The organism is Epibacterium sp. MM17-32 (assembly GCF_022348205.1).
GTDB lineage: Bacteria > Pseudomonadota > Alphaproteobacteria > Rhodobacterales > Rhodobacteraceae > Epibacterium.
On sequence record NZ_JAKRFC010000007.1, the window covers coordinates 73,760 to 99,202 of the forward strand.

A 25,443-nucleotide genomic window follows, 5' to 3' on the forward strand; every position below is an offset into this window, starting at 1 on the left:
GCCGCGCCCCCGAGCGCGGCCTTTTTGGTTCATTGCGCCAGCTGTGTAAGGGTGCACAGCCCGTCTGCGGTGGTCGGGCTTTGTTTGCGGGCTGAGGCGACCTAGCTTTCACAGCGAGATACATGATTTGAAAGGACCAAATGATGGCTGATCCAGTATTGCTTATTATTTCCGGCTCTCTCCGCAAGGAGGCGACCAACCGTAAACTGGCCAGAGAGGCCGCTCGGCTCTTTGGTCCTGCGGAGGTCATCGAGGGCGAACTGAACCTGCCGCTGTATGATGGCGACGCGGAAGAGGTCGACGGTATACCCACCGCTGTTCAGGTGCTGGCCGATCAGATTGCAGGTGCGGATGCCGTGGTCATTTCAACACCCGAGTACAACAAAGGCCCATCCGGCGTGCTCAAGAACGCGCTGGATTGGGTAAGCCGCACCGAGGGCAACCCCTGGGCCGACAAGCCCGTGGCCGTGATGTCTGCCGCAGCGGGGCGTGCGGGCGGGGAGCGCGCGCAGATGATCCTGCGCAGTTTCCTGGTGCCGTTTCGCCCGCGTGTTCTGCCCGGGCCGGAGGTACACCTGGCCGGGTCGAGCAAGGAATTCGACGCGGCCGGACGTCTGACCAGCGAGCTCTATACCAAGACACTGACCGACTTGATGACCCAGCTTCGCGCGGCTGCAACTGGGTGACTGCATCGGGCAGGCCGCGGGGGCCGCACCCAACGGGTGCGGCCCCCGCGTTCGGCGATGCGCCTGGCGCAGCGCAATCCCTCTCTTGAACGCCGGGACTGCGGCACACTCAGAGATTGTCCGAGACACGAAACCCTTCGGGAATGGTGTCACGTCCGTCCAGCAGCAGGGTTGCCATCACCTCGGCGACCTTGGGGGCCATGCCAAAGCCGATCTTGAAGCCGCCGTTGGCGATGAAATGACCGGGGCGACCGGGGTATTCCCCCAGCATCGGCGCGCGCGTTCGGGCGCGGGGGCGTACACCAGCCCAACGCTCCAGAACCTCTGCACCGGCAAGCTGTGGCATTGCGGCGATGGCACGTGCAATCACCTGATCAAGCTGCGCATCAGGTTCGTCCGGGCGGATGAATTCACGCTCGCTGGTGGAGCCGATGGCCAAGGTGCCATCCGCATGCGGAATGATGTGCAACCCATCCGCATAAAGCTGTGGCACCGCACCCGCATCGTAGGCCAGCAGTGCGGCCTGTCCCTTGACGCCCGTGCCAACCAGACGCGGCGACAGGGCGTTCAGATCCAACAATCCCTGATAACCGGTGGCATGAACCACGTGCCCTTCGTCACGCCCGTCGCCGATGACCTCTACACCGCCAGCGCGCAGGGCCGCGACCAATGCAGCACAGGCACGGCGCGGATGCATGCGCGCCGAGAGCGTGTCGTGGATCACCATTCCGGTTGCGCTGGGCGGGCACCAGTCGCCGAAATCGGACGCCGGGCGCACATCCCAGTTCGCATGATCCTGCCACAGCTCGGCTGCGGTCTCGCGGCGTGCGTGGGCCAGTTGCAGCGTGCGCTCATCCGCGATGGGTTGCAGGCGGCCAAGGCGTCCATAGCCCGGCGAAACACCGCCGGTATCTTCGACCTTGGCCCAGAACCCTTCGGCCATCAAAAGGCTCTCAAGCTGAAACGCCTTCTTAGGGTTCCAGTTTTCCGGCACATGCGGGGCGAGCGCGCCGACCAGCCCGCCGCTTGATCCAGCGCCCGGCCCGGCGGGGTCGATCACCTGCACCTTGGCCCCGCGTTGGTGGCAGGCCCATGCGATCGACAGCCCAAAGATACCGGCGCCGCGCACGGTGATTTCAGCAGTTGCCATTTCCATGACCTTTCGTCAGGTTCGCCCTCGTGTCACGTCTCATCTAAAGGAATTCGCGATGGCAGACCAGCAGGCACGGCTGAGCTGGCGAGAGGGCGATTTGCCGGTCTCCGATCAGTTCGACGACCCTTATTTTTCGCTGCAAAACGGCCTGTTCGAGACCGAGCATGTCTTTCTAGCCGGCAACGATCTGCCGGCCCGGTTTCAGCCCGGTTTCCACATCGCAGAATTGGGGTTTGGCACTGGTCTCAACATGCTGGCCGCGTGGCGCGCGTGGGAAGAGAGCGGACAAGGCATGCCGCTGCGGTTCACCAGTTTCGAGGCCTTCCCAATGGCCCCAGCCGATATGGCACGCGCGCTGGAGGCCTTTCCCGCGATCACGCCATGGGCGGAGCGGTTCCTGGCGCACTGGACGGGCGGTGGACGCTGTGATTTGGGCAGCTTGCAGTTGGAGGTTGTCATCGGCGACGCGCGCAGGTCGCTGCCAGAGTGGACAGGACAGGCGAACGCCTGGTTTCTGGACGGGTTTTCGCCCGCCAAGAACCCGGAGCTTTGGCAAGAGGATCTGATGCAGGCCGTCGCGGATCATACTGTATCAAACGGTACCGCAGCGACTTACACAGCGGCCGGATTCGTCCGTCGTGGGCTGGAGACGGCAGGTTTCAAAGTAGAGCGCACCCCCGGTTTTGGGCGCAAGCGGCATATGACGCGGGCAATTTTGACTGATGAATTGAAAGGCTGAACCATGGAACAGGTCATGGCCAAGAACGACACCAGACTGGGCATCTTGCTGATGATCGGCGCAACGATTGTCTTTGCCCTGCAAGACGGGATTTCGCGGCATTTGGCGAGTGAATACAACGTCTTTATGGTGATCACTATTCGCTACTGGTTCTTTGCGGCCTTTGTGATCACGCTGGCACTGAAACAAAGTGGCAGCGTAAGGGCTGCCGCACAGACCAGCCAGCGGTGGGTGCAGATCTTTCGCGCCTTTGTGCTCGTGGCAGAGATTTGCGTCATGGTTCTGGCTTTTACCGTGCTTGGCCTTGTCGAGAGCCACGCGGTCTTTGTCTGTTATCCTCTGCTCATTGCGGCGCTCTCGGGGCCGATCCTTGGTGAACAAGTGGGCTGGCGGCGTTGGGCTGCGATTGGCGTGGGCTTCATCGGTGTGCTGATCATCCTGCAACCGGGATCAGGCGTGTTTCAGGTGGCGGCACTGATCCCGCTGCTGGCGGCGCTGATGTTTGCACTCTATGGCCTGCTTACCCGCTATGTGGCGCGTCGCGACACCACCGCGACCAGCTTTTTCTACACCGGCGTCTACGGCATGATTTTTGTGACGCCCCTGGGGCTTTGGTGGTGGGAGCCGATGACCGCACCGGATTGGGGCTGGATGGCGACCCTTTGTGTCACGGGCGCACTTGGGCATTGGCTCCTGATCAAATGCTACGAGATGGCAGAGGCCAGCGCCGTGCAGCCGTTTGCGTATATGCAGCTGCCGTGGGCCGCGATGATTGGTCTGCTGGTGTTTGGCGAGGATATGCGCACCAATGTGATCATTGGTGCGGCCATCGTTGTGGCGGCGGGGCTATTCACCTTTTGGCGCGAAAACCTGAAGCGTGCGGCCCGCTAGCTCGCGCGTGAACGGCTGGGGCAGCGGTGTTTGCCCCAGTCGCGCTCGGTAGACCGGCAGGCTTTCGGTGACGCGCATCACGTAGTTGCGCGTCTCGTTAAACGGGATGTGCTCGATCCAGTCGACCACATCCACCTCCGGGTCGCGCGGATCACCGTAGCGCTCCATCCATGCAATGGGGCGATGGGGGCCTGCGTTATAGCCTGCCGCCATCAGGACCACATTGCCGTCGAACTCTCCTGCGAGCCCCGCCAGATAGGCGGCGCCGAGCTTGGCGTTATATTGCCAGTCTTCGGTCAGGCGCGAGACCTTGTGATCGTCGAGGATGCCGAGGTCCTTGGCCACCAGTTCCGCCGTTCCGGGCATCACCTGCATCAATCCGCGCGCGCCCACATGGCTGATGACCACCGGGTCAAATTCGCTTTCGCGCCGGGCGATTGCCAAGACCATCTCAGACGCCATCGGCAGGCTCATCTGGGTGACAGGATGCAGGGAATAATAAGCGCCTGCCAGTTCCAGCCCGTCCTGGGCGGCACGTTTGGAGATCATCACCGCCAAGTGGGGCTGTTTCATATCCACGGCCATCTGGCCCAGTTGCAGCGCCTGATCCGGCGGGAGGCTTTCGACCAGATGGGTCAGGAACCGCTCGCCCAGCGACAGATCGCCTGCCTCCAGCAAAGCGATGCCAGCCTTGTAGACCGATGATTGCAGGAACGGCGCGCCCTTCCAGTCGGGCGCTTCGGGTGTGGTCAGGCGCGGATCAAACCCGCGCCCCAACGCCTGTGCGGAGAGTAGCCCGTAATAGGAACTCTGGAATTTTGCACCAAGCCTGTAGGCCGCGTGGGCCTTGTCGATTTCGCCCATCTGGGCATAGGCGCGCCCCAGCCAATACCCTGCACGCCCAACCGAGATCGGGCTTTCCACGGCGGCGAGGAAACGGGTGAAATGATAGACTGCAAGCTCGGCATCATCCAGTTTGCGCAGGGCGACATAGCCTGCGATCCACTCGTTGTCGGCATAGCCATAGCCTGCGTCGGGTTCAGAAAAATGGTAAGCGGCGAGTTTGTAGGCGCGGGTGTTGTCATTGTCGCGCATCAGTTGGCGCGCGAAATCTGCGCGCCGACGCAGCCATTTGTCCGGTTCTCCCAACGCCTTGGCAGAGGTGGAGCGCTCAAACATCATGGCAATTGCATCGTCCTGGCGCCGTTTGGCATCGCGCCACGCAAACCTGTCATAGGCCAGCCCCGCGTCATCTTGCAGGTTGGCAGGCACCGCAGCGATCGCCGCATCAACGCCATTGGCCTGTTCCTGCAAGGCAATCCGGGCTTCTGCCAGTTTGCGCGCCCCGTCGCTGACCAGCTCCAGCATCCGGCGCGAGGACACTTTGTGGCCATCCCACAAAAGCCGGTTCAGGCGCGCTTCGTGATGTTGGGCGAGCAGGGTCTTATGGCGCGCAAGATAGGCGTTCTGCACCTCCTCCGGCATTGCCATGCTGCGCCACGCGCGCACGATCTCTGCCTCGCCTTCGGTCTTGCGGCCCGCACCAATCAGCGCTTCGCCAAGGCTGAGCGCGCCTTCGGGGGTCTGTGCCTCAGATGTATCGCGGTAAAACGCAAGAACCGTCGCCTGTCCGGCGGTGGCGATGGCCTCCTCACTCTGGCGGCGCAGGTATTGCATGCCGGGCCAATCCGGGCGGCGGTCGATAAAGGACATGACATCGCGCGCAGTGCCTTTGCCGGCACGCAGGCGGTGCCATTCGATCACATCGCGGGCAATTGATCCCTCTTCGCCTGCGTCGATCAGGGCCTCTTGCCACTGGCCATCACGCATCAGGGGGAGGGCGGTATCAAGTCCGCGCGCATGCACGGGCGCGCCAAACAGGGTCGCGCAAATCAGCAATGAACAGGCGAGTCTGCGTGTCATCTCTTGCATTTTCCAGCAATCCGGGGATAGAGGCTGTGACGATAGTGCGTGTGTCGCGGGGTGCAACTCAATTTCCCGCCAGCGCGCCCGTCCGGGCAAGGATTTGCCCGCATCAAAACCACTAACTGGAGCGTTCCCATGTTCAAAGGCTCTATGCCAGCCCTCGTCACCCCGTTTCGCAATGGTGAGTTGGATCTGGATACGCTCAAACACTTGGTGGAATGGCATATTGCCGAAGGTTCGACCGGTCTGGTTCCCGTGGGCACCACTGGCGAAAGCCCGACGCTGACCCACGAAGAACACGAGTTGGTCATCAAAGTGGTGGTGGAAACCGCTGCTGGCCGTGTGCCGGTGATCGCCGGCGCCGGGTCCAACAACACCGTCGAGGCGATTCGCTTTGTCGAATATGCCCACCGGGTTGGTGCCGACGCGGCGCTGGTTGTGACGCCTTACTACAACAAGCCGAGCCAACGCGGCATGATCGCACATTTCAGCGCGTTGCATGACTGCGCCGACATCCCGATCATCATCTACAACATCCCGCCGCGCTCGGTTGTGGACATGACCCCCGCCACGATGGGCGAACTGGCAAAACTGCCGCGCATCGTCGGTGTCAAGGACGCCACTGGCAAGCTGGAGCGCGTCAGCCAGCAGCGTGCCTCTTGCGGTCCGGAGTTCATTCAGCTCTCGGGCGAGGATGCCACCGCGCTGGGCTTTAACGCACATGGCGGCGTGGGCTGTATTTCCGTCACCGCAAACGTCGCGCCAAAACTCTGCGCCGAGTTCCAGGCGGCGACATTGGCGGGCGACTACAAGACCGCGCTGGAGTATCAGGACCGCCTGATGCCATTGCATGAGGCGATCTTTATCGAGCCCGGTCTGGTGGGGGCAAAATACGGCATGTCGAAGCTGGGCCTGTGCTCTGAGGAAGTGCGCTCGCCGCTCACAGGGCTTGAGGACAGCACCAAAGCCAAAATCGACGCAGCCATGGCGCACGCAGGCTTGCTCTGATCGGTTTCAGTTATCACTGAATGCAACAGCCTCGGTTTTGCCGGGGCTGTTTTGTTTTGGCGAATTGTCTTGTGGTGGGACGCTGTTTCTACAGAACCTTGGCCAGATGCGCGGTCTTTTCGGGATTGCGGATCACATAGACCTTGGCGATCTGCCCGTCGCGGATTTCCAGCGCCGTGGCCTGAACCAGACCTTCCGGTTCCAGACTGAGGATCGCGGGCAGTCCGTTCAGCATCGCAAATCGCCAGCGTGGTGGCAGATGGGCGCCGGACTTGCGCGCCAGCCCTTCGGCCAGCCGCATCACCTTGTCGCGACCATAGATCGGGTTCAGTGTCGCGAGGACCTTGCCGCCGCCATCGCTGACCAGCTCCACATCCTGTGCCAGAAGCTGTGTCAGCGCCGCCATATCGCCGGTCTTGGAGGCACGAAAGAAGGCTTCGGTCAGGGCGCGCCCCTCGTCGGGTGCGACACGGGCCCGGGGGCGTTCGGCTTGGACATGGCGACGCGCCCGGGACACCAGCTGGCGGCAGGCGGTTGGGCTGCGGTCCAGTGCTTCGGCCACCTCTTCATGGGTGTTGCCGAAGACGTCGTGCAGCAGAAAGGCGGCACGCTCCAGCGGCGTCAGCCGCTCCAGCGCCAACAGCAACGCCACAGAGACATCGTGGTCCAGCGCATCCACCGGGTCCTCGGTCAGCAGCGGTTCTGGCAGCCATTCGCCCACGTAGGTCTCGCGTTTGACACGCGCCGATTTCAACTGGTCGAGACAGAGCCGTGTGACCACGCGCACCAGATAGCCGGTTGTGTCGCGCACCTCGGCCTGAGACACCGATTGCCAGCGCAGATACGCCTCTTGCAGGATATCCTCGGCATCCGCGACGCTGCCCAGCATCCGGTAGGCGACCGCGAAGAGACGCGGCCGCACCGAAAGGAACGCAAGGGTTCCGGTATCCTGTGGCTGCTGGCTCACGCGGCGCTGGCCTCCTCGGACGCAGGATGAGGCGTGCGAAATCCGATGGCAAGCCGGTTCCAGCTGTTGATGGCCCCGATCATCAGGGTCAGCGCAACCTGCTGGCGGGGTGAGAACTGCTCTGCCACCAGCGCGTAGTCTTCATCCGGGGCCGCCGTATCAGCCACGCGGGTCAGGGCTTCGGTCCATGCAAGCGCCGCGCGCTCCTGCGCCGTGTAGAGCGGGCTTTCGCGCCAGGCCGGCAGCAGGTGCATGCGATCTTCGCTCTCGCCCATCTTGCGCATGTCATGGGTGTGCATGTGCAGGCAATAGGCGCATTTGTTGATCTGCGAGGCCCGCAGTTTGACCAGTTCGATGATCGTCAGACTAAGGCCGGATGCTTTGAGGACCTCCTCCTGCTCCAGCATCGGCTTGAAGAGGTCGCCAGCCTCGGCAAAGGCGTTGAGGCGTTCGGTCATGGGGCTGTTCCTTTCACGTTGTGACGGTGATGGAAACAGGACGAAGCAGCCCCCGACAGTGTGACACAGGGGGGCAGATTTTTTAACGTTTGCCGTAATACAGCCCGACCACATGCTCGGCTTCTGCAAAGAACAGCCAGCGCGTGCACGCGACGCCTGCGATATGCAGAACCACCGCCAGCGCGGCGAGGAGGTGCTTTGCCATCAGCCCCTGAACCGGGAGCAGCAGGCACAGGAGCGGCAGGGCAATCGCAAGTGCAAAGCCGATCACCCGCAGGCGCGTCGCATGTTTGCGTCCGACCACATAGGCAAATTCCCGCAACAGGTAGTTGGTGCCGGTATGGGGCGGTTCAAAGGCGCGGACGTCCCCGCGTGCCCCCAACCCCGTTGCCGTGGCTAGCGAGGTGCCGGAGAGGGCAAAGGCGCGGTCGCCCTGATGCCAATAGGCCAGCAGCGTCAGGCCCGCCAGCGTCAGCAGCCCCATCGCCTGTTCCTCTTGCCCGGCAAGGAGGGCGCCGCCCGCGAGGCTGAGGGTCAGGAACAGCGCCGGGGTCAGGGGGACCATGTTCCAGCGTGGCACGGTCTTCAGCTGTGCGTAGATCATCGAGGTGGTAAAGACCGTGCCAAGGCTCAGCGCCGCCCCAAGTGCGCCCATAAGCGTCCAATGGCTCTGCAGGAACACCGCACCCGCGGCGTAGACGCCCATGGTGAGGAGGGCTGCGACGGCACAGCATCCCTCCCGCGAGAGCCAGCTGCTGCGCCATTGCGAGAAGGCCTTCCACGCGCGCTCGGGGTGGCCGAGGTGAAAGGTCGAAGCCAGCAAGCCCCCGACCGCCAGCGCGTAGGCGATCAGGTAAAAGACAAAGGCTACCATGCCGGTGACTTCGGGCATGCCGAGGCCGAGAAAGAACAACAGGCCAAAGCCGAGGCCCGAGAGGGTGGTGAAGACGATGACGGAGGGCGCGGGATGCATCAGTTTGACCCTCCGGGCAGTTTGTCCAACGCACGGTCAAGCCAGCCCAGGAAGCCGCCAGTATCCTCTGCCACCGGGGCGAGGAAGGGGGCAAGCACGTCGATCTGCTCTTGCGACTGTGAGAGCGTGTCCTTGGGGCGCGGCGGCAGGTATTTGTTGACAGGCTTCGTGCCCATCTCCGGCATCAGGTCCATGCCACCGCGCGCGGCCACCAGTTGCGAGACGTCGGAACCGGGATCGCCCAGATCGCCGAAATGCCGCGCGCCGGCCGGGCAGGTCCGCACGCAGGCGGGTTGGCGGTCTTCTTCGGGGAGGTTCTCATTGTAGATCCGGTCCACGCAGAGGGTGCATTTCTTCATCACCCCCGCCGCCAGGTCGAGCTCGCGCGCGCCATAGGGGCAGGACCAGGCACACAGGCCGCAGCCGATGCAGTCCTCCTCGTTCACCAGCACGATGCCGTCCTCGACCCGTTTGTAGCTGGCACCGGTGGGGCAGACGGTGACGCAGGGCGCGTCCTCGCAGTGCAGGCAGGATTTCGGGAAGTGAACCAGCTGGGCATGTCCTTGCTCCGGCTGCACCTCGTAGGAATGCACGCGGTTGAGGAAGGTGCCGGACGGATCAGCGCCGTAGGCGTCCTGATCCGAGAGCGGCGCGCCGTAGTTTTCGGTGTTCCAGCCCTTGCAGGAAATCACGCAGGCATGGCAGCCCACGCAGGTGTCGAGGTCGATCACCAGGCCCATCTTGCGGCTGGTGGTGTGCGGGAGGTCGGTCATGTCTGCGGGCCTCCGTTTGAGTTGAGAGGGTGGAGCCGGGGCTCTGCCCCGGACCCCGAGATATTTTTAAGAAGGTGAAGGGGCGAGGGGCTCATTTTCCGACCTTCCACGTTAGGGTTTTCGGGCCCTTGCCGATGGGGGAGGTTTGCGCCGGGGGTGCGGGCTGGCTTTCGCTCAGGCCGTCGGGCGGGGCGGCCTTCTCGATCTTGACCTTGAGATCGAACCAGGCGGCCTGGCCGGTGATCGGGTCGGAATTGGCCCAGCGGAGGCCGTCCCCCCTGGGCGGGAGCAATTCGTGGATCAGGTGATTGAGCAGGAAGCCTTTGGTCGCTTCGGGGGCGTCGTGGGACAGGGCCCAGGCCCCCTTGCGTTTGCCGATGGCGTTCCAGGTCCAGACCGTGTTGTCATTGAGGGCTGCCATCTCCAGCACCGGCACGGTGATTTCGCCATGTGGAGAGGTGACGCGGGCCCAGTCGCCGTCCTTGAGGCCCGCCGCACGCATCAGTCTGGTCGGGACATAGAGCGGGTTAGCCCCATGCAGCTGCCGCAGCCAGGCATTCTGGCTGCCCCAACTGTGGTACATCGCCATGGGCCGCTGGGTGAGGGCGGAGATGGTGAAGCCGTCGTTGCCCTGCTGGTCGGTCTGATACCAGATCGGCAGCGGGTCCATGGTCTGTTTCAGGCGCGCGCGCAAATGGTCGGGGGGCTGACGCTCGCCCTTGCCCTCGGCGGCGGCCTGGAATTTGCGCAGGGGTTCCACATAGAGCTGGAACAAATAGGGCTGCGGCGCGTCAAACAGGCCCATGCCCACCGCCCAGTCCTGATAGGCGCGGTTCCAGGGTTTGTAATATTGCGCCTCCTCGGGGATGTGGTTGAGGAAAAAACCGCCGTTTTTGATGTAGCTGTCCAGCTGACCCGGGTTCGGCGCGCCGCGTCCGGTCTCGGTTCCATCACCCCGAAACCCTGCCAGCGGGCCGATGCCCGGTTTGCGTTCGTGGTTGACGATATAGTCGGCATAATCCTGATATTTGGCGCTGCCATCCTCCGCCGTGAAGCCGGGCAGTTTCATTCGGTTGGCGAGCTGTACGAGTACGGTCTGAAAGCCGCGCACGTCGCGGTCAGGCTCCACCACCGGCCAGCGGATCGCATCCGCCGCGCCATCGGCCTCGCAGATCGGACGGTCGAGCAGCGAGATGCAGTCGTGACGTTCGAGATAGGTGGTGTCGGGCAGGATCAGGTCGGCATAGGCCACCATCTCGGACGAATAGGCGTCGGAGTAGATGAGATGCGGGATTACATATTCGCCGTTCTCGTCGGTGTCCGTCAGCATCTCCATCACGCCGCGCGTGTTCATGGAGGAGTTCCACGCCATATTCGCCATATAAAGGAACAGCGTGTCGATCTTGTAGGGATCGCCCGCATGGGCGTTGGAGATCACCATATGCATCAGCCCGTGGCTGGACATCGGGTTCTCCCATGTAAAGGCCTTGTCGATGCGCGCCGGGCTGTCGTCGTTCAGCAGCGCCAGATGCTCCGGCCCCTGGACAAACCCAAGGTGCGGCCCGTCGAGCGGCTTGCCCGGGGTGACGCGGCAATGGGGCGGCGGATGGGCGGTGGCGGGTTTGGGGTAGGGCGGTTTGAAGCGAAAACCGCCCGGCACTTCCACCGTGCCCAGAAGGATTTGCAGCACATGCAGCGCACGGCAGGTCTGAAACCCGTTGGCATGGGCCGAGACCCCGCGCATCGCATGCATGGAGACGGGGCGCCCGCGCATGGTCTGGTGTGTTTCGCCCCGGAAATCGGTCCATTCGCGCTGGATCTCGAAGGCCTCGTCAAAGGCGACGCGGGCGATCTCGGCCGCAATGGCGCGGATGCGCGTGGCGGGGACGCCACATTGATCGGCGACCGCTTCGGGGGCGTACTGGGGATCGAGATATTTCTCGGCCATCAGCCGAAAGACGGAGACATGGGTGACATCGCCCATCTGGAACGTGCCATTCAGATCGGGGCGCACCCCGTGCATGTCGTAAGGTGCAAGCTGGCCGGTGGTGCGGTTGATCACCAAGGGCGCGCCATGATCGTCGCGCAGGAACAGGCCAAAGTCGTCACTGTCGGGGTCCTGGTTCACGAGCACCGGCGCGTTGGTGTAGCGCGACAGATAGTCGAGGTCGATCTTGCCCGCCTTCATCAGCACGTGGACCAGCGACAGGATGAACAGCCCGTCGGTGCCGGGCGTGATGCCGACCCAATCATCCGCCACCGCGTTATAGCCGGTTCGGATCGGGTTCACACCAATGACGCGCGCGCCCCGGGCCTTGATCTTGCCGATGCCCATCTTGATCGGGTTGCTGTCGTGATCCTCGGCGACGCCGAACAGGAGAAACAGCTTGGTGTGATCCCAGTCGGGCTGGCCGAATTCCCAAAACGCCCCGCCCATGGTGTAGATACCGGCTGTGGCCATATTGACCGAGCAAAACCCGCCATGCGCGGCGTAGTTGCAGGTGCCGAAGTTCTGCGCCCAGAAACTGGTGAAGGACTGAGATTGATCGCGCCCGGTGAAAAACGCCAGCTTTTCGGGATGTTTGGCGCGCAGGGGCTCCAGCCAGCCTTGCGCGATATCCAGCGCCTCGTCCCATGAGATTTCCTCAAACTCGCCGGAGCCGCGCGGGCCAACCCGTTTCAAGGGCGCGCGCAGGCGCGAGGGGGCGTTGTGCTGCATGATGCCCGCGCTGCCCTTGGCGCAGAGCACGCCCTTGTTGACCGGATGATCGCGGTTGCCCTCGATATAGGCGACCTTGCCCTCCTTCATATGCACATTGATGCCGCAGCGGCAGGCACACATGTAACAGGTCGTCTTGCGGATCTCGTCCGAGACCGGCGGCGAGGTCTCCACCTCGGGTTGCTGGATTGTCATCTGGCCTCCCTAATAGTCCTGCGTCAGGTCAAAAGCGTGATCCCCACAAGTATGACCCCGGCGATAAACAGCGTCTCGACAATGAGAAGCGCGATGGCGGCGCCACCGACAGAGAGCACCTGTTTGAGGTTGCTCTTCATGCCGACGGCGGCAATGGCGATGAGGAGGAGCCAGCGTGAGCAGGCGCTGAGGAACTCCGTCACGGCCTCGGGGATGAGGCCAAAGGAATTGAGGGCCGCGAGCGCGATAAAGGCAACGACAAACCCGGGCAGCAGCGGCGGCTGCTTGCCTTCGGAGGGGGCCTCGGTCCGGGCGCGGATTACCAGCGAGGCAACAAGCACCACCGGGGCCAGCATGGACACGCGGATGAGTTTCACCAGCGTTGCGGTGTCGCCGGTGTCCTCCGAGATCGAGAACCCGGCACCGACCACCTGCGCCACGTCATGGATGGTGCCACCCAGAAAGACGCCGGCCTGGATCGGGTCGAACGCCATCAGGCGTGCCAGAATCGGATAAGCGATCATCGCGACCGTGGACAGCACGGTGACCCCCATCACGGTGAAGATCAGCCGTCGTTCGGAGCGGTCATCCCGGGGCAGAATGGCGGCGATCGCCATGGCGGCGGAGGCGCCGCAGATCGCGACGGAGCCCGCAGTCAGAAGGGCAAAACGCCAGCCGTGACCGAAGAAACGCGCGATCAGAAGGCCAAAACAGATGGTTGCCACCACGCCACCTGCGGTCAGCAGGATCAACGGCAGACCAAGGCCTGCCAGCACCATCATCGAGACGCGCACGCCAAGCAAGGCCACCCCGAAGCGCAACAGAACACGCGCCGAGAACGTGACACCGGGCACCGTTCGCCCTTCCTCACCGAGGAAGCTGACCGCAATCCCGAGAAGCAGCGCCAGCAGCATCGCAGGCGTCGCGTAGTGTTCGGCCAGAAACTGCGCCGTCACCGCGACGATGATGGACACCGCAACGCCGGGAAATATCTCCTTGGCGCGGGCGCGCAGGGCGTGAGGCGAAGGCAGCAGGCGAGCGGGCGTGGACGTGTTGGTCAATGGAAGTCTTTCAGGCAGAGGCGGGATGTCTTTGGATTTGGTGCATCATTTGTGTATCAATTTACCGTGGCGCTTCAAGGTGAAACAATTTGCTTTTCTACGTCCTGAAATTGGTACGTATGTTCCATTGTTTTGGAAAGGGGAGGGTATCTGTTTTGATCATGACGCGGTGATCGCGATCAGGTCACGGGTATCCGCAGCGATTTGTCGTTCTTCCTCGGCCGGAACGATCCACAGATCTGGGGTGCTGTCTGCGGCGCTGAGCCGCGCAGCGTTGGCGGCGTTGCCTTTCGTGTCCAACCGCGCGCCGAGCCACGCGAATCCTGCGATGATCTCGGCCCGGATTGCGGCGGCGTTCTCACCGATACCTCCGGTGAAGACGATCGCATCACAGCCGCCCATGGCCCCGATCAGACTGTGGCCGTGGCGAATGGCGGATTGGGTGAAATGAGCGATCGCAAACCGGGCCTCGGGGGTGTCGGCCGCTTCCAGCGCACGCATGTCGGAAAGGCCATGAGAGAGACCCTTGAGGCCGGACTGGCGGTTCAGCAGGGTCCTGGCCGCGTCCAGTCCCATTTCCTCGACCAACCGCAGGGTTGCATTGGCGTCCAATGTTCCCACACGGGTGCCCATGGTCAGCCCTTCGAGCGGGGAATATCCCATGGTTGTTGCCACCGATTGTCCGTTCAAGATCGCGCAGGCCGACGCCCCGTTGCCAAGGTGAAAGGCCAGCAGGCGGCGCGGCAGCGGTGCGCCGCTGATCTCGGGCAGGCGGCGGCAGAGCGCAGCATAGGAGAGCCCGTGAAACCCGTAGCGGCGCAAACCCAGAGCTTCGGCTTCGGGCGGCAGGGCATAGCGCTGGTTCACCTCCGGGGCGCTGGCGTGAAAGGCGGTGTCAAAGCTGGCGTATTGCGGCAGGTCGGGCGCAAGGTCACGCAGCGCATCGATCGCCGCGAGCGCATGTGGATTGTGCAGTGGTGCAAGCGGAACGCAGGCAGCAATCTCGTCCCGGACCTGCGGGCTGATGCGGGTTGGGGCGGTCAAAATGGTGCCGCCATGGACCACGCGGTGAGCCAGGGCACTCAGGTTCTCAGGTCCGAACCCTTCTCGTGTGAGGCGGCTGAGAACAACGGCCAGAGCCTCGGCGTGGCTGGGAAGGGGGAGGTGCTCGATCTCGTCGCCCATGCGCACCCGGCCCTGTTCGCCGATGCCCTCGGCAATACCGCTGAGGCGGAGTTGCAACCCTGTGTCGAAACACGCGAATTTCACCGATGAGGATCCGGTGTTCAGGACAAGGATGTCGCGTCGCGCTGTCATAGTGCCACCTTGAGGATGTTGAGCATGGCCAGAGTCGCGAGAAGCATCACCACCTTGCGCCGAAATCGCACCGGATCAGCACTGGCAAAGCCGCGCCCGCCGAGCCAGACACCGGCGCCCAGAATGGGGAATGCCATCAGAGCGCCCGCCACCGTCTCGCCGGTCACCAGCCCATGCGCGGACATGGTGGGCAGGGCCATCAGGTCGATACCGGTCAGGAAGACGATCATGGTGGCGCGGAAGGCTGCCGGGCTCAGGGCCTGCGCCGACAGGAATGCAGCAGTGGGAAGACCGCCGACCCCCGCTGCATTGGCAGTGCCTGCAATGATGCCCACGCCCCCGTGTCCCAGACGTCCGATGGGGCGTTTCAGCTGCCAGCCGCTCAGCAGCAGCAGGCTCAGCACGAGGATCAGTGCGGAGACCGCGATCCGCGCCTGTCCTGGATCGAGACGCGCCATGATGGCCACGGCCGGGATCACGGCGAGCGCGGCCCCGAACAGAAGCGCGCCCGCGCGGGACCAGTCCACATGGGGGCGAATGCCCTTGGCCTGAAAGGCGGTCATGGCGATTTCGCAGGAGAATACCACCGGGATCAGGGGCAGCGGGTTGGTGATCTGCGCCGCCAGCACAATGAAAATCGCGGAAAAACCAAATCCGGAGTAGCCGCGGATCACCGCCGCGCAAAACAGCGCGGCGGCGAGAAAGGCGCCCTGAGCGAGGCTCAGGTCAAATGGTAGGACCAGCGCGGTCATGCACCGTCCTGGGGCCGCATGTCGTCGGGTGAGATGCCTGCGACCTCGACCGGTTTTTTCATGGCGTCGCGGCGGAAGGGCTCGCCCAGTTCCTGGTTGATCAAAGCCTCGATCAGCGTTGTGATGCCGTTCTTCTGGTCTTCGATCGCCTGGTGCAGCGCGCTTGTCAGTTCGTCCATGGTGCGGGCCACGACACCTTTGAGGCCGCAGGCGCTCGCGATGCCGGCGTAGGAGACTTTGGTATCAAGCTCGGTGCCGACAAAATTGTCGTCGAACCACAGGGTCGAATTGCGCTTTTCCGCGCCCCATTGATAATTGCGGAACACTACCTGGGTGATTGCCGGCCATTCCTCGCGCCCGATGGCGGTGAGCTCATTGACCGCAATCCCGAAGGCGCCATCGCCGGCAAACCCCACGACGGGCGTGTCCGGACAGCCGATCTTGGCGCCCATGATCGCGGGGAGGCCATAGCCGCAGGGGCCGAACAGGCCCGGCGCCAGGTATTTTCGGCCAGCCTCGAACGCGGGGTAGGCATTGCCGATGGCGCAGTTGTTGCCGATGTCCGAGGAGATGATCGCCTCTGTCGGTAGGGCGGATTGGATCGCGCGCCAGGCCATGCGGGGGCTCATCCAGTCGGGCTTGTCCGCGCGGGCGCGTTGGTTCCAGCTGGTGCCCGGATCGTCGTCCTCGTGATCCATCGAGGCGAGCTGCTGTGCCCAGCGAGATTTGGTCTCGGCAATCTTGGCCTTGCGCGCCGCGCGGCCCGCATCGCCCGCCGTCTCCGAAAGCTGGTCGAGGATGCCCGTGGCCACTTTGGCGGCATCACCGACGATGCCGACACTCACGGGTTTGGTCAGGCCGATGCGATCCGGATTGATGTCGACCTGGATGATCCTGGCCTCACTGGGCCAATATTCCATGCCGTAACCAGGCAGGGTGGAGAAGGGGTTGAGGCGGGTGCCGAGACAGAGCACCACGTCGGCCTCCTTGATCAGTTCCATACCTGCCTTGGAGCCGTTGTAGCCCAGCGGGCCGGCAAACAGGGGATGGGACCCGGGAAAGGCATCATTGTGCTGATAGCCCACACAAACGGGCGCATCGAGCCGTTCGGCCAGCGCCATGGAAGCGGCAATCCCTCCCTTTGACAGGACCACGCCCGCGCCGTTCAGGATCACCGGGTTCTGCGCGGAGGACAGCAGCGCGGCAGCCTGGGTCACGGCGTGTTCGCCCCCGGCGGGGCGTTCAAACTCGACAATGGCCGGCAGGGCAATGTCGACGACCTGGGTCCACATGTCACGCGGGATATTGATCTGTGCCGGTGCAGAGGCGCGTTTGGCCTGCATGATCACGCGGTTCAGCACTTCGCAAACACGCGAGGGATCGCGGACCTCTTCCTGATAGGCGACCATGTCCTCGAACAGTTTCATCTGTTCGACCTCCTGAAAACCACCCTGACCGATGGTCTTGTTGGCGGCCTGCGGCGTCACAAGAAGAAGCGGCGTGTGGTTCCAGTAGGCGGTCTTCACTGCGGTGACGAAATTGGTGATGCCGGGGCCGTTCTGGGCGATCATCATGGACATCTTGCCGGTGGCGCGCGTGTAGCCGTCGGCCATCATGCCGGCAGAGCCTTCATGCGCGCAGTCCCAGAAGGTAATGCCCGCCTTGGGAAAGAGATCGGAAATCGGCATCATGGCGGAGCCGATGATCCCGAAGGCATGCTCGATGCCATGCATCTGGAGAGTTTTGACAAAGGCTTCTTCGGTGGTCATGCGCATGGATGCGGTCTCCTGTTGGTCTCGCGGCCATAGGTCCGGAGGAGATGGGTCTTTGTTCCGGTTTAGGCGGGGGCATGCAGAGGCGTTAGGGCCAGTTTCGCGGTGCCGTAGTGCCAGCCTGATCGCATCTCTTGCGATGGCGGAGGGCAAGAAGGGGGGGCGCTCCCGCCCCTTCGCAGATCGCATCAAAGATGCTTCGCTCAGGGTTGGGCCCGGCGCCGCGCTTTAGCGCGGCGCCGGGCCCAACGGGACGCGGTGTTTCGTCAGAAACGCCAAGGACGGGCGGGAGCTCCCCCGGCGGGCGTTCGAGGGCTGGGGGAAAGCCGGGATTGGTCAGGGACGGAAGGTGCGGATTGCATCGGCAACATGGGCAATGCCCTGCGGGATGCGGTCAGCGGCGATAGAGGAATAGCCGAGCCGATAGAAGTTGTGGCGCCGGGTCTCGCGCGCAAAGAATGGCGCGCCGGGTTCGATCAGAACACCTTTGTCGCGCAGCCCGTCGCCCAGCTGCCCCATATCCACATGATCCGGTGCCTGCATCCAGAGCGAGGAACCGCCATAGAGGTTGCGATCTGCGGGTGTCAGGCCATGGGTTGCCATTGCCTCCTCCAGAACCGCACGGCGTTCCTGCAACACCTTTGCGGTGCGGCGGATCTGCGCGTCGTAATGGCCGAGCGACAGGAAGTAGGCGACGGTTCGCTGGATATGTCCCGGCGGATGGCGCAGCACATTTGCGCGCAATGCCCGGGCCTGGCGAATGAAGGGTTCGGAGCCGACGAGGTACCCAAGACGGAGGCCCGGAAACAGGGATTTTGAGAAACTGCCGAGATAGATCACGCGCCCGTCGCTGTCGATCGACTTCAACGCGGGCGAGGGCTGGGTCCGAAAGGACATTTCGAACTCATAGTCATCTTCGACCACGATCGCATCGATGTCTCGTGCACGATCAAGCAGAGCTTTGCGCCGCGCCATTGGCATGGTCGCCGTGGTCGGGCTCTGATGGCTGGGGGTGGTGAAGACGACATCCGTATCCGCGGCGATCTGCTCGGGCGGCAGCCCGTCCCTATCCACTCCGATCACGTCGAGTGCGCTGCCCGTGTGGCTGAGTTGATCGCGCAGCGTATAGTAGCTGGGATCCTCGATCGCCGCCTTGCGTCCCGGTTGCAGCAAGAGCTGCACAACTGTCCAGAGCGCATTCTGCGCGCCGAGCGTGATCAGGATTTCCTCGGGGCGGGCGATGATACCGCGGCGGGGCAGCGTGTGGCGCGCGATATATTCGATCAGGAGCGGATCATCCTGATCGAAGTAGTCCCCTGTCATCGCGGCGAAATCCTTTTGCCCCAACGCGCGCAGGGCGCAGAGCCGCCAGTTCGCGTGGTCAAACAGGCTGGCATCGGCCTGCCCATAGATGAACGGGTAGCGATAGCTGCGCCAGTCTTTCGGTTTGCGCGGGGTATCACCACCCGTAAACGTCCGGGTGATGGTGCGGTTCCAGTCGACCCGTTCCTGTCCGCGTTCCGTCGGGGCAAAGGAGGGGGGCACCGGGGCTGTTTCCGATACGAAGAACCCGGAACGCCCACGCGCCATCAGGTAGTCATTCGCCACCAGCTCGGTGTAGGCCAGCGTCACCGTGATGCGGCTGACCCCGAGATGCGCGGCGAGTTTCCGCGACGAGGGCAGTTTTTCCCCGGCTCGAAACCGTCCGGAGAGGATGCCAGCAGCGATCATCTCCTGGATCTGAGCCTGGAGTGTGCCCTGCGCGTCGGGATTGAGGAAAAAGGTCTCGACTGAGATAGCCATGCGGCACACCGTAATCTGGACTTAAGTCTGTGGCAATCTGGACTGCGACCCTTGAGCGCCGATTTTCGCCGCTTGTGCAAGTTTCAATCGCAGCAGTCGGTTACCGGACTTCTGGGGCCGAAAGAAATCGGGCATTGAATCCCTCCTAAAAAAACTATAAAACTAGTTTTATAGAATCAATTTGGAGCGGTCACATGGATCTGTCCCTCGCAGCCCAGGGCTTTGCCGCCATGGGCGCAGAAGCACGGCTCGAGGTCCTGCGCGTTTTGGTGCGTGCGGGGGAAACGGGTTTGACAGTGGGCGAGGTGCGCGACCGCACCGGTATCGCGGCCTCGACACTGGCGCATCATCTGAAATTCCTCGCCGCAGCGGAGGTGGTGGTGCAGGAAAAAGCCGGCCGCAGCACGATCTGCCGGGCGAATTTCGACCACCTTCAAAACCTTGCAGGGTTCATCCTGAGCGAATGCTGCCAGGATGCGGAAATGGGCTTCAATCGAAAGGTTGCGAACGATGGCTGATACATCTCTTTCTCCTCGCCCGATGCGCGCCGCTTGGGGTTGGGTGCAAAGCCCATGGACGCTTGGAGCGCTGATCCTTCTTTTGGTGGCGCTTCTGGATAGTGCAAATTTCTGGCCGGTGCTGACATTTGCGGCGGCGGCGCTGTTGTCGACATCCAAGTACATTCTCTTTGCGGTGACGCTCTTGGCGTATCTGAAGGCCACAGGCGCGGAAGCACTGGTCGCGCGGGCCTTTGTGGGGCGCGAGACCCGGATGATCCTGTTTGCAGCACTTCTTGGCGGGCTGGCGCCGTTCTGCTCCTGCGAGGTGATCCCGTTTATTGCCGGGCTTCTGGCGCTGGGTGCGCCATTGGCAGCGGTGATGGCGTTTTGGTTGTCCTCCCCGCTGATCGATCCGCCAACCCTGTTGATCACGGCAGCGGCTCTTGGTTGGCCCTTCGCCATCGCCAAGGCGGTGAGCGCGGTCGCGCTGGGCCTCTTTGGTGGGTTCGTTGTGAAAGCGCTGCGCGGTGGCGGGCTGTTTGCGCAGCCCCTGAAGAAAGAGCCGGTCAAAAGCTGCTGTGGGTGCGGCACGCCCAAGGCTGAACAACAACCCAACTGGCGGTTCTGGCAAGAGGCCGAGCGGCGCGATACTTTCCGCAGTCAGTTTGTGGAAAACGCTCTGTTCCTGCTGAAGTGGCTCGCCTTTGCCTATGTGCTGGAAGCGCTCCTGGTGACATATGTGCGCCCCGAGTGGATTGCTTCGCTGGTGGGGGGCGAAGGGATCGTGCCAATCGCAACCGCTGCCTTGGTCGGGATGCCTGCGTATCTGAACTCTTATGTAGCGCCGCCGCTGCTGGCCGGATTGATGACCCAAGGCATGAGTGCCGGTGCGGCGCTGGCCTTTATGGTGGCTGGTGCCGTGAGCTCGATTCCGGCGATGGCAGCGGTCTGGTCGCTGGTCAAACCACGGGTCTTTGCCACCTATCTGGCGTTGGGCATTTCCGGAGCGATCCTGTCGGGCATCGTGTTCCAGATGGTCTGATAGGCAGGTCGGCGGGGGTGCTCCCGCCGACTCACGCCCCATGCTGACGCATGCGACATGAGTCGTTGGGCCGCGCGCCTTCGGCGCGGTTCTGCTGAGAAGGCTCTGAGGGGCAGGTGTGCCCGTCAGAGCCTATTTCGATTGTGCATAGAGGCGCGCGTCAAGGACAAGCCGCCCTTTGGGCGGGGCCTTGCGGCCTCCTTGACCCGCACTCAGCGCGTGGACATATGGGCGAGATTTGCGCGCACCATGGGCCATTCTGCCGCGGTAATGGAATAGACGGCCGTGTCGCGAATTGTTCCATTGGGCAGGATGCTATGTGCCCGCAGGATACCATCGAGTTTGGCGCCGAGGCGCTCGATCGCAGTGCGGCTTTGGCGGTTCAGCACATGGGTGCGAAACTCGACCGCGATGGCGTCTTTTGCCTCAAAGGCGTGGGTGAGCATAAGCTGTTTGATCTTGGTGTTGAGACCGGTGCGCTGTACCGATTTGCGATACCAAGTGGAGCCGATCTCGACGCGCCGATTCGTGTGATCGACATTCATATAGGTGGTCATGCCTACCGCGCGCCCTGTCGCATCAAGGATGGCAAAGGGAACCATACTGCCCGCGTCCTGCAGCGCGAGGCGACGGCTGATTTCCTGTTCAACGCCCTCCGGGGAAGGCACGGTTGTGTACCACAAGTGATGAAGAGCGCCATCTGCGGCAGCGTCTACCAGTTCCGGTGTGTGGTCATACGTGAGCGGAACAAGGTGCGCGCCCTCAGCTGAGAGGGAAATCGGGGTCATCCACATGAGGAGAGGCCTTCTGTCTTGGGTGGTCTGCCTCGTGGAATGAAAGAAAAGGTGGCCCTGTGAAAAGAGCCACCTTTTGAAAATTGCATCAGGCCAATTTCCAGCGTCAGCCGAAGACAGTCGTCAGAGCCTTGTCCACCGCATCGGTGATCTTGTCGATGTCATCGGCTGTGGCAATCAGCGCGGGCGAGAAGCACAGCGTGTTGTTGCGACCGGGCACCGAGCGGTTGGTGACGCCAATGATCACGCCGTGCGTTCCGCATTCCGCCACGACTTTTTGTGCCAGCGCCTCGTCCACCGGCTCTTTGGTGTCACGGTCGGTGACGAGTTCTGCGCCAAGGAACAGACCCTTGCCGCGCACATCGCCGATGACGGCGTGCTTTTCCTGCAAGGCCCGCAGGTTGGACATCATCCGCTCGCCCATCTTGGTGCAGTTCTCAAGGAGGTTTTCGTCCTCGATGATGCGCATGTTTTCCAATGCTGCGGCGGGGCCTGCGGTGCAGCCGCCAAAGGTGGAGATGTCGCGGAAGTAGTTCATCTTGTCTGAGGCATCGTCCTTGAACAGATCAAAGACCTCCTCTGTTGTGACCATGCAGGCGATGGCGGCATAGCCGGAGGCGACGCCCTTGGCCATGGTCACGAAGTCGGGTTTGATGCCGTAGTGCTGATAGCCGAACCAATGGGTGCCGGTGCGCCCGATGCCGCAGACCACCTCGTCGATGTGCAGGAGCACGTCGTATTGCTTGCAGATCTCCTGCACGCGCGGCCAGTAGCCTTCCGGGGCCTCAATGACGCCGCCGCCTGCGGTGACAGGTTCGAGGCAGAGCGCGCCAACCGTCTCGGGGCCTTCGCGCAGGATGACCTCTTCGATCAGATTGGCGGCGGCGATGCCGAAATCCGCGCCCGAGAGATGATCCAGACCCAGCTCGTGCTTGCGGTATTCCATGCAATGCGGCACCCGCACAAAATCAGGTGCAAAGGGGCCGTATTGCGCGTTGCGCTCGTCCTGACCGCCTGCGGACATCGCCGCCAGGGTGGAGCCGTGGTAATCCCGATCACGATAGAGGATCTTGGTTTTCTTGCCGCCGTATTTCTTGTGCGCGATCTGGCGCACCATCTTGAAGGCCTTCTCGTTGGCCTCGGAGCCGGAGTTGCAGTAGTAGACACGCGACATGCCGGGCATCTTCTCGATCAGCTTTTCGGCATAAAGCGCGCCCGGCACCGAGCCTGCGGCCTGCGCGAAATAGCACATCTTCATCATCTGGTCGTAGACCGCCTTGCAGATGCTTTCGCGCCCATAGCCAACGTTTGCGGTCCAGACCGCACCGGACACCGCGTCGAGCCATTCCTTGCCGTTCTGGTCCCAAACGCGCATGCCCTTGCCTTCGACGATGATGCGGGGATCGGAGGTTTCAAACGGTTTGTGCTGGACCAGATGGTGCCAGACATGGGCCTTGTCGGCCTCGATGACGTGGCTGAGGTCGTTGTCGCTGAACGTGCCATGCATGACATGTTCCTTTCTTGGCTACTCGGGGTTCGGTGGTCCGGCCGACGCGCGGACGGACTCGGTCAGTGATTACCAAAGAGGAAAACCTCAGAGCGCGATAGGGCCAGTTCAAGGTGAGAGTTGAGACCAATTTGGGGCGCTGCTTGCAGAAAATTGCGACCAGAGCGGGGTGAAGTGCTTGAGCATGAACGCCCCTGACGGCAGGGTGATGCGGTCGCTAGCGCGCGCCCGCGCATCTGCATCAACAGGAGAGTTCAGTGACGGACTACAGGATCATGGTGGCGCCCAATGGTGCCCGGCGTCGCAAGTCGGATCATGCGGCGCTTCCGATCGCATCGTGGGAACTAGCAGCGACCGCAGCGGAATGTCATCGCCTGGGCGCTCATCGTCTGCACATGCACGTGCGGGATCAGGACGGGTGTCACAGCCTTGATGCAGGCCTGTATCGCGAAGCACTGGCGGCAGTTGGCGCTGCCGCGCCCGGGATGGGCATCCAGATTACGACGGAGAGTGCCGGGATCTTTGACGTTGCGGCACAGTTGGCCTGTTTGGAGAGCTTGCGCCCGTCGGCGGCGTCGGTGTCGGTCCGGGAAATGGCACGGGACAGAGATCTTGCCCGGCGCGCCTATGCCGTGGCCGCAGAGGCGGGGACCGAGGTGCAGCATATCCTCTATACACCCGATTGCGTGGCGCAGCTGACCCGCTGGTATCAGGACGGCACCGTGCCGGAGGATATGCGGGATGCGATCCTGGTTCTTGGTCAATATGCCAGCGGTCTGGAGGCCAGGCCGGATATGCTGCCCGCATTCCTTGCTGAAATCGCGCCGCTGGAGCTGAACTGGACGCTCTGTGCCTTTGGCGGGGCCGAACATGCGTGCCTGTTGGCGGCGATCGAGGCCGGAGGGCAGGTGCGGATCGGGTTTGAAAACAGCCTTGGCGCGCAGGGGGCGCCCCCATGGGTGGACAATGCCGCCTCCGTCGCGGCCTTCATCGAGGCGGCGGCCGCGCGTGGCCATCGCCTTGCGCCCTTGGATACAGATTTGCGAGCCTCGTCATGAGCCATGTTTTTCCACGTCATAGCAAGTCCACACCGCCGGTCGCCGTCGCCGGAGATGGTTGCTATCTCATTGATACCAATGGCAAACGCTACTTTGACGGCTCCGGCGGTGCGGCGGTCTCCTGCCTCGGTCATTCCGACGCCGCGGTGATCAAGGCGGTGCAGGATCAGGTGGCGCAATTGGCCTTTGCGCATACAGGCTTCATGACGTCTGAACCGGCGGAGGCGCTTGCGGATGTACTGATCTCGCAGGCGCCGGGGGCGCTTGACCGGGTTTACTTTGTCTCCGGCGGCTCTGAGGCGACCGAGGCGGCGATCAAACTGGCACGACAATACCACCTTGAGCGAGGTGAGCCGCAGCGCCGGCATCTGATTGCACGGCGGCAGAGCTATCATGGCAATACGCTCGGTGCGCTTGCAGCGGGCGGGAATGCGTGGCGTCGGCGGCAGTTCGATCCCTTGCTGATCGGCGTGTCGCATATCGCGCCCTGTTATGAATATGTCGACCGCATCGAGGGCGAGAGCAGCTTTGGCTATGGTCAACGGGTGGCCAATGAACTGGAGGCGGAGATCCTGCGCCTCGGGCCGGACACCGTGATGGCCTTCATGGCGGAACCGGTGGTCGGGGCGACACTGGGCGCGGTGCCGGCGGTCGAGGGGTATTTCAAACGTATCCGCGAGATCTGCGATCAATATGGCGTGCTGCTGATCCTTGACGAGGTCATGTGCGGCATGGGGCGCACCGGTCACTTGTTCGCTTGTGAGGCCGATGGGGTCGCGCCGGATATTCTCTGCATCGCCAAAGGACTTGGTGCGGGCTATCAGCCCATCGGCGCCATGCTCTGTACTGCCGCGATCTATGATGCGATCGCCGCGGGATCAGGGTTCTTCCAGCACGGCCACACCTATCTTGGTCATCCGGTTGCAACCGCAGCCGGGCTGGCTGTGGTGACCCAGATGCTCGAACGCGACCTGATTGCCCGGTCTGCGCAGATGGGGGAGCGTCTGCAGGCCGCGCTGGTTGACCAGTTCGGGCAGCATCCCCATGTGGGCGACATCCGGGGTCGCGGTCTGTTTCGTGGCCTTGAATTGGTGCAGGACCGGGAAAGCAAGGCTCCGTTTGATCCTGCGCATACTGTGGCGGCACGTGTTAAAAAAGCGGCCTTTGAGGCGGGGCTCATCTGTTATCCGATGTCGGGTACCCGAGACGGCCGCAGCGGCGACCATGTGCTGCTCGCCCCGCCTTTCATCATGACGGATGATCAGATCGACGAGGTGACGGACAAGCTCGCGGTGGCGCTGGAGCACGCGTTTACTGTTTGAACGCCCTTCGGGCTGGCGGTGAGGCCG

The 25,443-nt window shown here is 62.8% G+C and carries 22 protein-coding genes; 8 read left to right on the forward strand and 14 right to left on the reverse strand.

The genetic code is table 11. The features are described from left to right. Positions 1 to 143 precede the first annotated feature (143 nt). Complete coding sequence (locus MHM88_RS12825; RefSeq protein ID WP_239365648.1) at positions 144 to 686, forward strand: NADPH-dependent FMN reductase; 543 nt, start codon at positions 144 to 146, stop codon at positions 684 to 686. A 109-nt stretch (positions 687 to 795) separates the two neighbouring features. Here the strand turns inward: MHM88_RS12825 and MHM88_RS12830 are convergent, their stop codons facing one another. After that, entirely contained in the window at positions 796 to 1,836 is a 1,041-nt protein-coding gene (locus tag MHM88_RS12830; protein ID WP_239365651.1) for an FAD-binding oxidoreductase, read from the reverse strand. Between the two features lie 58 nt (positions 1,837 to 1,894). Here MHM88_RS12830 and mnmD point away from each other — a divergent pair, with 58 nt between their 5' ends. Together mnmD and MHM88_RS12840 are read left to right on the forward strand one after the other, a co-directional pair. After that, the gene (gene mnmD, locus MHM88_RS12835; RefSeq protein ID WP_239365654.1) at positions 1,895 to 2,578 is read left to right on the forward strand and encodes a tRNA (5-methylaminomethyl-2-thiouridine)(34)-methyltransferase MnmD; all 684 of its coding nucleotides are present in this window, start codon (positions 1,895 to 1,897) and stop codon (positions 2,576 to 2,578) included. A gap of 15 nt (positions 2,579 to 2,593) precedes the next feature. After that, positions 2,594 to 3,469 (forward strand): DMT family transporter, encoded by an 876-nt coding sequence (locus MHM88_RS12840; protein ID WP_239322471.1) that lies wholly within the window; start codon positions 2,594 to 2,596, stop codon positions 3,467 to 3,469. Here MHM88_RS12840 and MHM88_RS12845 read toward each other — a convergent pair. Beyond that, positions 3,425 to 5,392, reverse strand: a complete 1,968-nt coding sequence (locus tag MHM88_RS12845; protein ID WP_239365657.1) for a lytic transglycosylase domain-containing protein — start codon at positions 5,390 to 5,392, stop codon at positions 3,425 to 3,427. The genes MHM88_RS12840 and MHM88_RS12845 overlap by 45 nt on opposite strands. Positions 5,393 to 5,530: 138 nt before the next feature. On the opposite strand from MHM88_RS12845, the gene dapA reads away from it, so the two are divergent. Then, the gene (gene dapA, locus MHM88_RS12850) at positions 5,531 to 6,403 is read left to right on the forward strand and encodes a 4-hydroxy-tetrahydrodipicolinate synthase (RefSeq protein WP_239365662.1); all 873 of its coding nucleotides are present in this window, start codon (positions 5,531 to 5,533) and stop codon (positions 6,401 to 6,403) included. Positions 6,404 to 6,491: 88 nt separating this feature from the next. On the opposite strand, the gene MHM88_RS12855 is transcribed toward dapA, so the two are convergent. The 10 genes from MHM88_RS12855 to MHM88_RS12900 all read right to left on the reverse strand — a co-directional run bounded on the left by MHM88_RS12855 (position 6,492) and on the right by MHM88_RS12900 (position 19,193). After that, positions 6,492 to 7,370, reverse strand: coding sequence for a sigma-70 family RNA polymerase sigma factor (locus MHM88_RS12855; protein WP_239365665.1), 879 nt, complete (start codon positions 7,368 to 7,370; stop codon positions 6,492 to 6,494). Then, positions 7,367 to 7,828, reverse strand: a complete 462-nt coding sequence (locus MHM88_RS12860) for a carboxymuconolactone decarboxylase family protein (RefSeq protein ID WP_239322474.1) — start codon at positions 7,826 to 7,828, stop codon at positions 7,367 to 7,369. The genes MHM88_RS12855 and MHM88_RS12860 overlap by 4 nt, the downstream gene beginning before the upstream one ends. Before the next feature lie 82 nt (positions 7,829 to 7,910). Next, the gene (locus tag MHM88_RS12865; protein WP_239365668.1) at positions 7,911 to 8,801 is read right to left on the reverse strand and encodes a DmsC/YnfH family molybdoenzyme membrane anchor subunit; all 891 of its coding nucleotides are present in this window, start codon (positions 8,799 to 8,801) and stop codon (positions 7,911 to 7,913) included. Next, positions 8,801 to 9,574, reverse strand: coding sequence for a 4Fe-4S dicluster domain-containing protein (locus MHM88_RS12870; protein ID WP_239365671.1), 774 nt, complete (start codon positions 9,572 to 9,574; stop codon positions 8,801 to 8,803). Before MHM88_RS12870 ends, MHM88_RS12865 begins: the two co-directional genes overlap by 1 nt. Positions 9,575 to 9,665: 91 nt before the next feature. Then, on the reverse strand, positions 9,666 to 12,488 hold the full coding sequence (locus MHM88_RS12875) for a molybdopterin oxidoreductase family protein (protein ID WP_239365674.1): 2,823 nt from the start codon (positions 12,486 to 12,488) through the stop codon (positions 9,666 to 9,668). A gap of 23 nt (positions 12,489 to 12,511) precedes the next feature. Continuing rightward, on the reverse strand, positions 12,512 to 13,519 hold the full coding sequence (locus MHM88_RS12880) for a YeiH family protein (protein WP_239366020.1): 1,008 nt from the start codon (positions 13,517 to 13,519) through the stop codon (positions 12,512 to 12,514). Between the two features lie 189 nt (positions 13,520 to 13,708). Then, positions 13,709 to 14,866, reverse strand: a complete 1,158-nt coding sequence (locus MHM88_RS12885) for an acetate/propionate family kinase (RefSeq protein ID WP_239365677.1) — start codon at positions 14,864 to 14,866, stop codon at positions 13,709 to 13,711. Beyond that, positions 14,863 to 15,609: a TSUP family transporter gene (locus tag MHM88_RS12890; RefSeq protein ID WP_370687491.1), complete on the reverse strand. Its 747-nt coding sequence runs from the start codon at positions 15,607 to 15,609 to the stop codon at positions 14,863 to 14,865. The genes MHM88_RS12885 and MHM88_RS12890 overlap by 4 nt, the downstream gene beginning before the upstream one ends. Positions 15,610 to 15,614: 5 nt before the next feature. Beyond that, positions 15,615 to 17,393 carry a sulfoacetaldehyde acetyltransferase gene (gene xsc, locus MHM88_RS12895; RefSeq protein ID WP_239365697.1) on the reverse strand — a complete coding sequence of 593 codons (1,779 nt, stop codon included), beginning with the start codon at positions 17,391 to 17,393 and terminating at the stop codon, positions 15,615 to 15,617. 333 nt (positions 17,394 to 17,726) lie between these two features. Then, the gene (locus tag MHM88_RS12900; protein WP_239365699.1) at positions 17,727 to 19,193 is read right to left on the reverse strand and encodes a PLP-dependent aminotransferase family protein; all 1,467 of its coding nucleotides are present in this window, start codon (positions 19,191 to 19,193) and stop codon (positions 17,727 to 17,729) included. Positions 19,194 to 19,387: 194 nt separating this feature from the next. Between MHM88_RS12900 and MHM88_RS12905 the strand changes: the two genes are divergently transcribed. Both MHM88_RS12905 and MHM88_RS12910 read left to right on the forward strand, forming a co-directional pair. Next, positions 19,388 to 19,711, forward strand: coding sequence for a helix-turn-helix transcriptional regulator (locus tag MHM88_RS12905; protein ID WP_239365709.1), 324 nt, complete (start codon positions 19,388 to 19,390; stop codon positions 19,709 to 19,711). After that, the gene (locus MHM88_RS12910; protein ID WP_239365712.1) at positions 19,704 to 20,735 is read left to right on the forward strand and encodes a permease; all 1,032 of its coding nucleotides are present in this window, start codon (positions 19,704 to 19,706) and stop codon (positions 20,733 to 20,735) included. The genes MHM88_RS12905 and MHM88_RS12910 overlap by 8 nt, the downstream gene beginning before the upstream one ends. A 212-nt stretch (positions 20,736 to 20,947) precedes the next feature. Here MHM88_RS12910 and MHM88_RS12915 read toward each other — a convergent pair whose 3' ends face one another. Next, positions 20,948 to 21,529: a GNAT family N-acetyltransferase gene (locus tag MHM88_RS12915; protein ID WP_239365715.1), complete on the reverse strand. Its 582-nt coding sequence runs from the start codon at positions 21,527 to 21,529 to the stop codon at positions 20,948 to 20,950. A gap of 106 nt (positions 21,530 to 21,635) precedes the next feature. Further along, the gene (locus MHM88_RS12920; protein WP_239365719.1) at positions 21,636 to 23,036 is read right to left on the reverse strand and encodes an aspartate aminotransferase family protein; all 1,401 of its coding nucleotides are present in this window, start codon (positions 23,034 to 23,036) and stop codon (positions 21,636 to 21,638) included. A 275-nt stretch (positions 23,037 to 23,311) separates the two neighbouring features. Between MHM88_RS12920 and MHM88_RS12925 the strand changes: the two genes are divergently transcribed. Together MHM88_RS12925 and MHM88_RS12930 are read left to right on the forward strand one after the other, a co-directional pair. Beyond that, entirely contained in the window at positions 23,312 to 24,094 is a 783-nt protein-coding gene (locus MHM88_RS12925; RefSeq protein WP_255734645.1) for a 3-keto-5-aminohexanoate cleavage protein, read from the forward strand. Then, positions 24,091 to 25,416: an aspartate aminotransferase family protein gene (locus tag MHM88_RS12930; RefSeq protein WP_239365727.1), complete on the forward strand. Its 1,326-nt coding sequence runs from the start codon at positions 24,091 to 24,093 to the stop codon at positions 25,414 to 25,416. The genes MHM88_RS12925 and MHM88_RS12930 overlap by 4 nt, the downstream gene beginning before the upstream one ends. Positions 25,417 to 25,443 lie beyond the last annotated feature (27 nt).

Coding starts and splice junctions, on each gene's coding strand:
- MHM88_RS12900 (WP_239365699.1), bottom strand. CDS start 19,193: ATGGCTATCTCAGTCGAGACCTTTTTCCTCAATCCCGACGCGCAGGGC.
- MHM88_RS12825 (WP_239365648.1), top strand. CDS start 144: ATGGCTGATCCAGTATTGCTTATTATTTCCGGCTCTCTCCGCAAGGAG.
- MHM88_RS12830 (WP_239365651.1), bottom strand. CDS start 1,836: ATGGCAACTGCTGAAATCACCGTGCGCGGCGCCGGTATCTTTGGGCTG.
- MHM88_RS12925 (WP_255734645.1), top strand. CDS start 23,312: ATGGTGGCGCCCAATGGTGCCCGGCGTCGCAAGTCGGATCATGCGGCG.
- MHM88_RS12920 (WP_239365719.1), bottom strand. CDS start 23,036: ATGCATGGCACGTTCAGCGACAACGACCTCAGCCACGTCATCGAGGCC.
- MHM88_RS12930 (WP_239365727.1), top strand. CDS start 24,091: ATGAGCCATGTTTTTCCACGTCATAGCAAGTCCACACCGCCGGTCGCC.
- MHM88_RS12865 (WP_239365668.1), bottom strand. CDS start 8,801: ATGCATCCCGCGCCCTCCGTCATCGTCTTCACCACCCTCTCGGGCCTC.
- MHM88_RS12870 (WP_239365671.1), bottom strand. CDS start 9,574: ATGACCGACCTCCCGCACACCACCAGCCGCAAGATGGGCCTGGTGATC.
- xsc (WP_239365697.1), bottom strand. CDS start 17,393: ATGCGCATGACCACCGAAGAAGCCTTTGTCAAAACTCTCCAGATGCAT.
- MHM88_RS12840 (WP_239322471.1), top strand. CDS start 2,594: ATGGCCAAGAACGACACCAGACTGGGCATCTTGCTGATGATCGGCGCA.
- MHM88_RS12845 (WP_239365657.1), bottom strand. CDS start 5,392: ATGACACGCAGACTCGCCTGTTCATTGCTGATTTGCGCGACCCTGTTT.
- MHM88_RS12910 (WP_239365712.1), top strand. CDS start 19,704: ATGGCTGATACATCTCTTTCTCCTCGCCCGATGCGCGCCGCTTGGGGT.
- MHM88_RS12905 (WP_239365709.1), top strand. CDS start 19,388: ATGGATCTGTCCCTCGCAGCCCAGGGCTTTGCCGCCATGGGCGCAGAA.
- mnmD (WP_239365654.1), top strand. CDS start 1,895: ATGGCAGACCAGCAGGCACGGCTGAGCTGGCGAGAGGGCGATTTGCCG.
- MHM88_RS12885 (WP_239365677.1), bottom strand. CDS start 14,866: ATGACAGCGCGACGCGACATCCTTGTCCTGAACACCGGATCCTCATCG.
- dapA (WP_239365662.1), top strand. CDS start 5,531: ATGTTCAAAGGCTCTATGCCAGCCCTCGTCACCCCGTTTCGCAATGGT.
- MHM88_RS12875 (WP_239365674.1), bottom strand. CDS start 12,488: ATGACAATCCAGCAACCCGAGGTGGAGACCTCGCCGCCGGTCTCGGAC.
- MHM88_RS12915 (WP_239365715.1), bottom strand. CDS start 21,529: ATGTGGATGACCCCGATTTCCCTCTCAGCTGAGGGCGCGCACCTTGTT.
- MHM88_RS12860 (WP_239322474.1), bottom strand. CDS start 7,828: ATGACCGAACGCCTCAACGCCTTTGCCGAGGCTGGCGACCTCTTCAAG.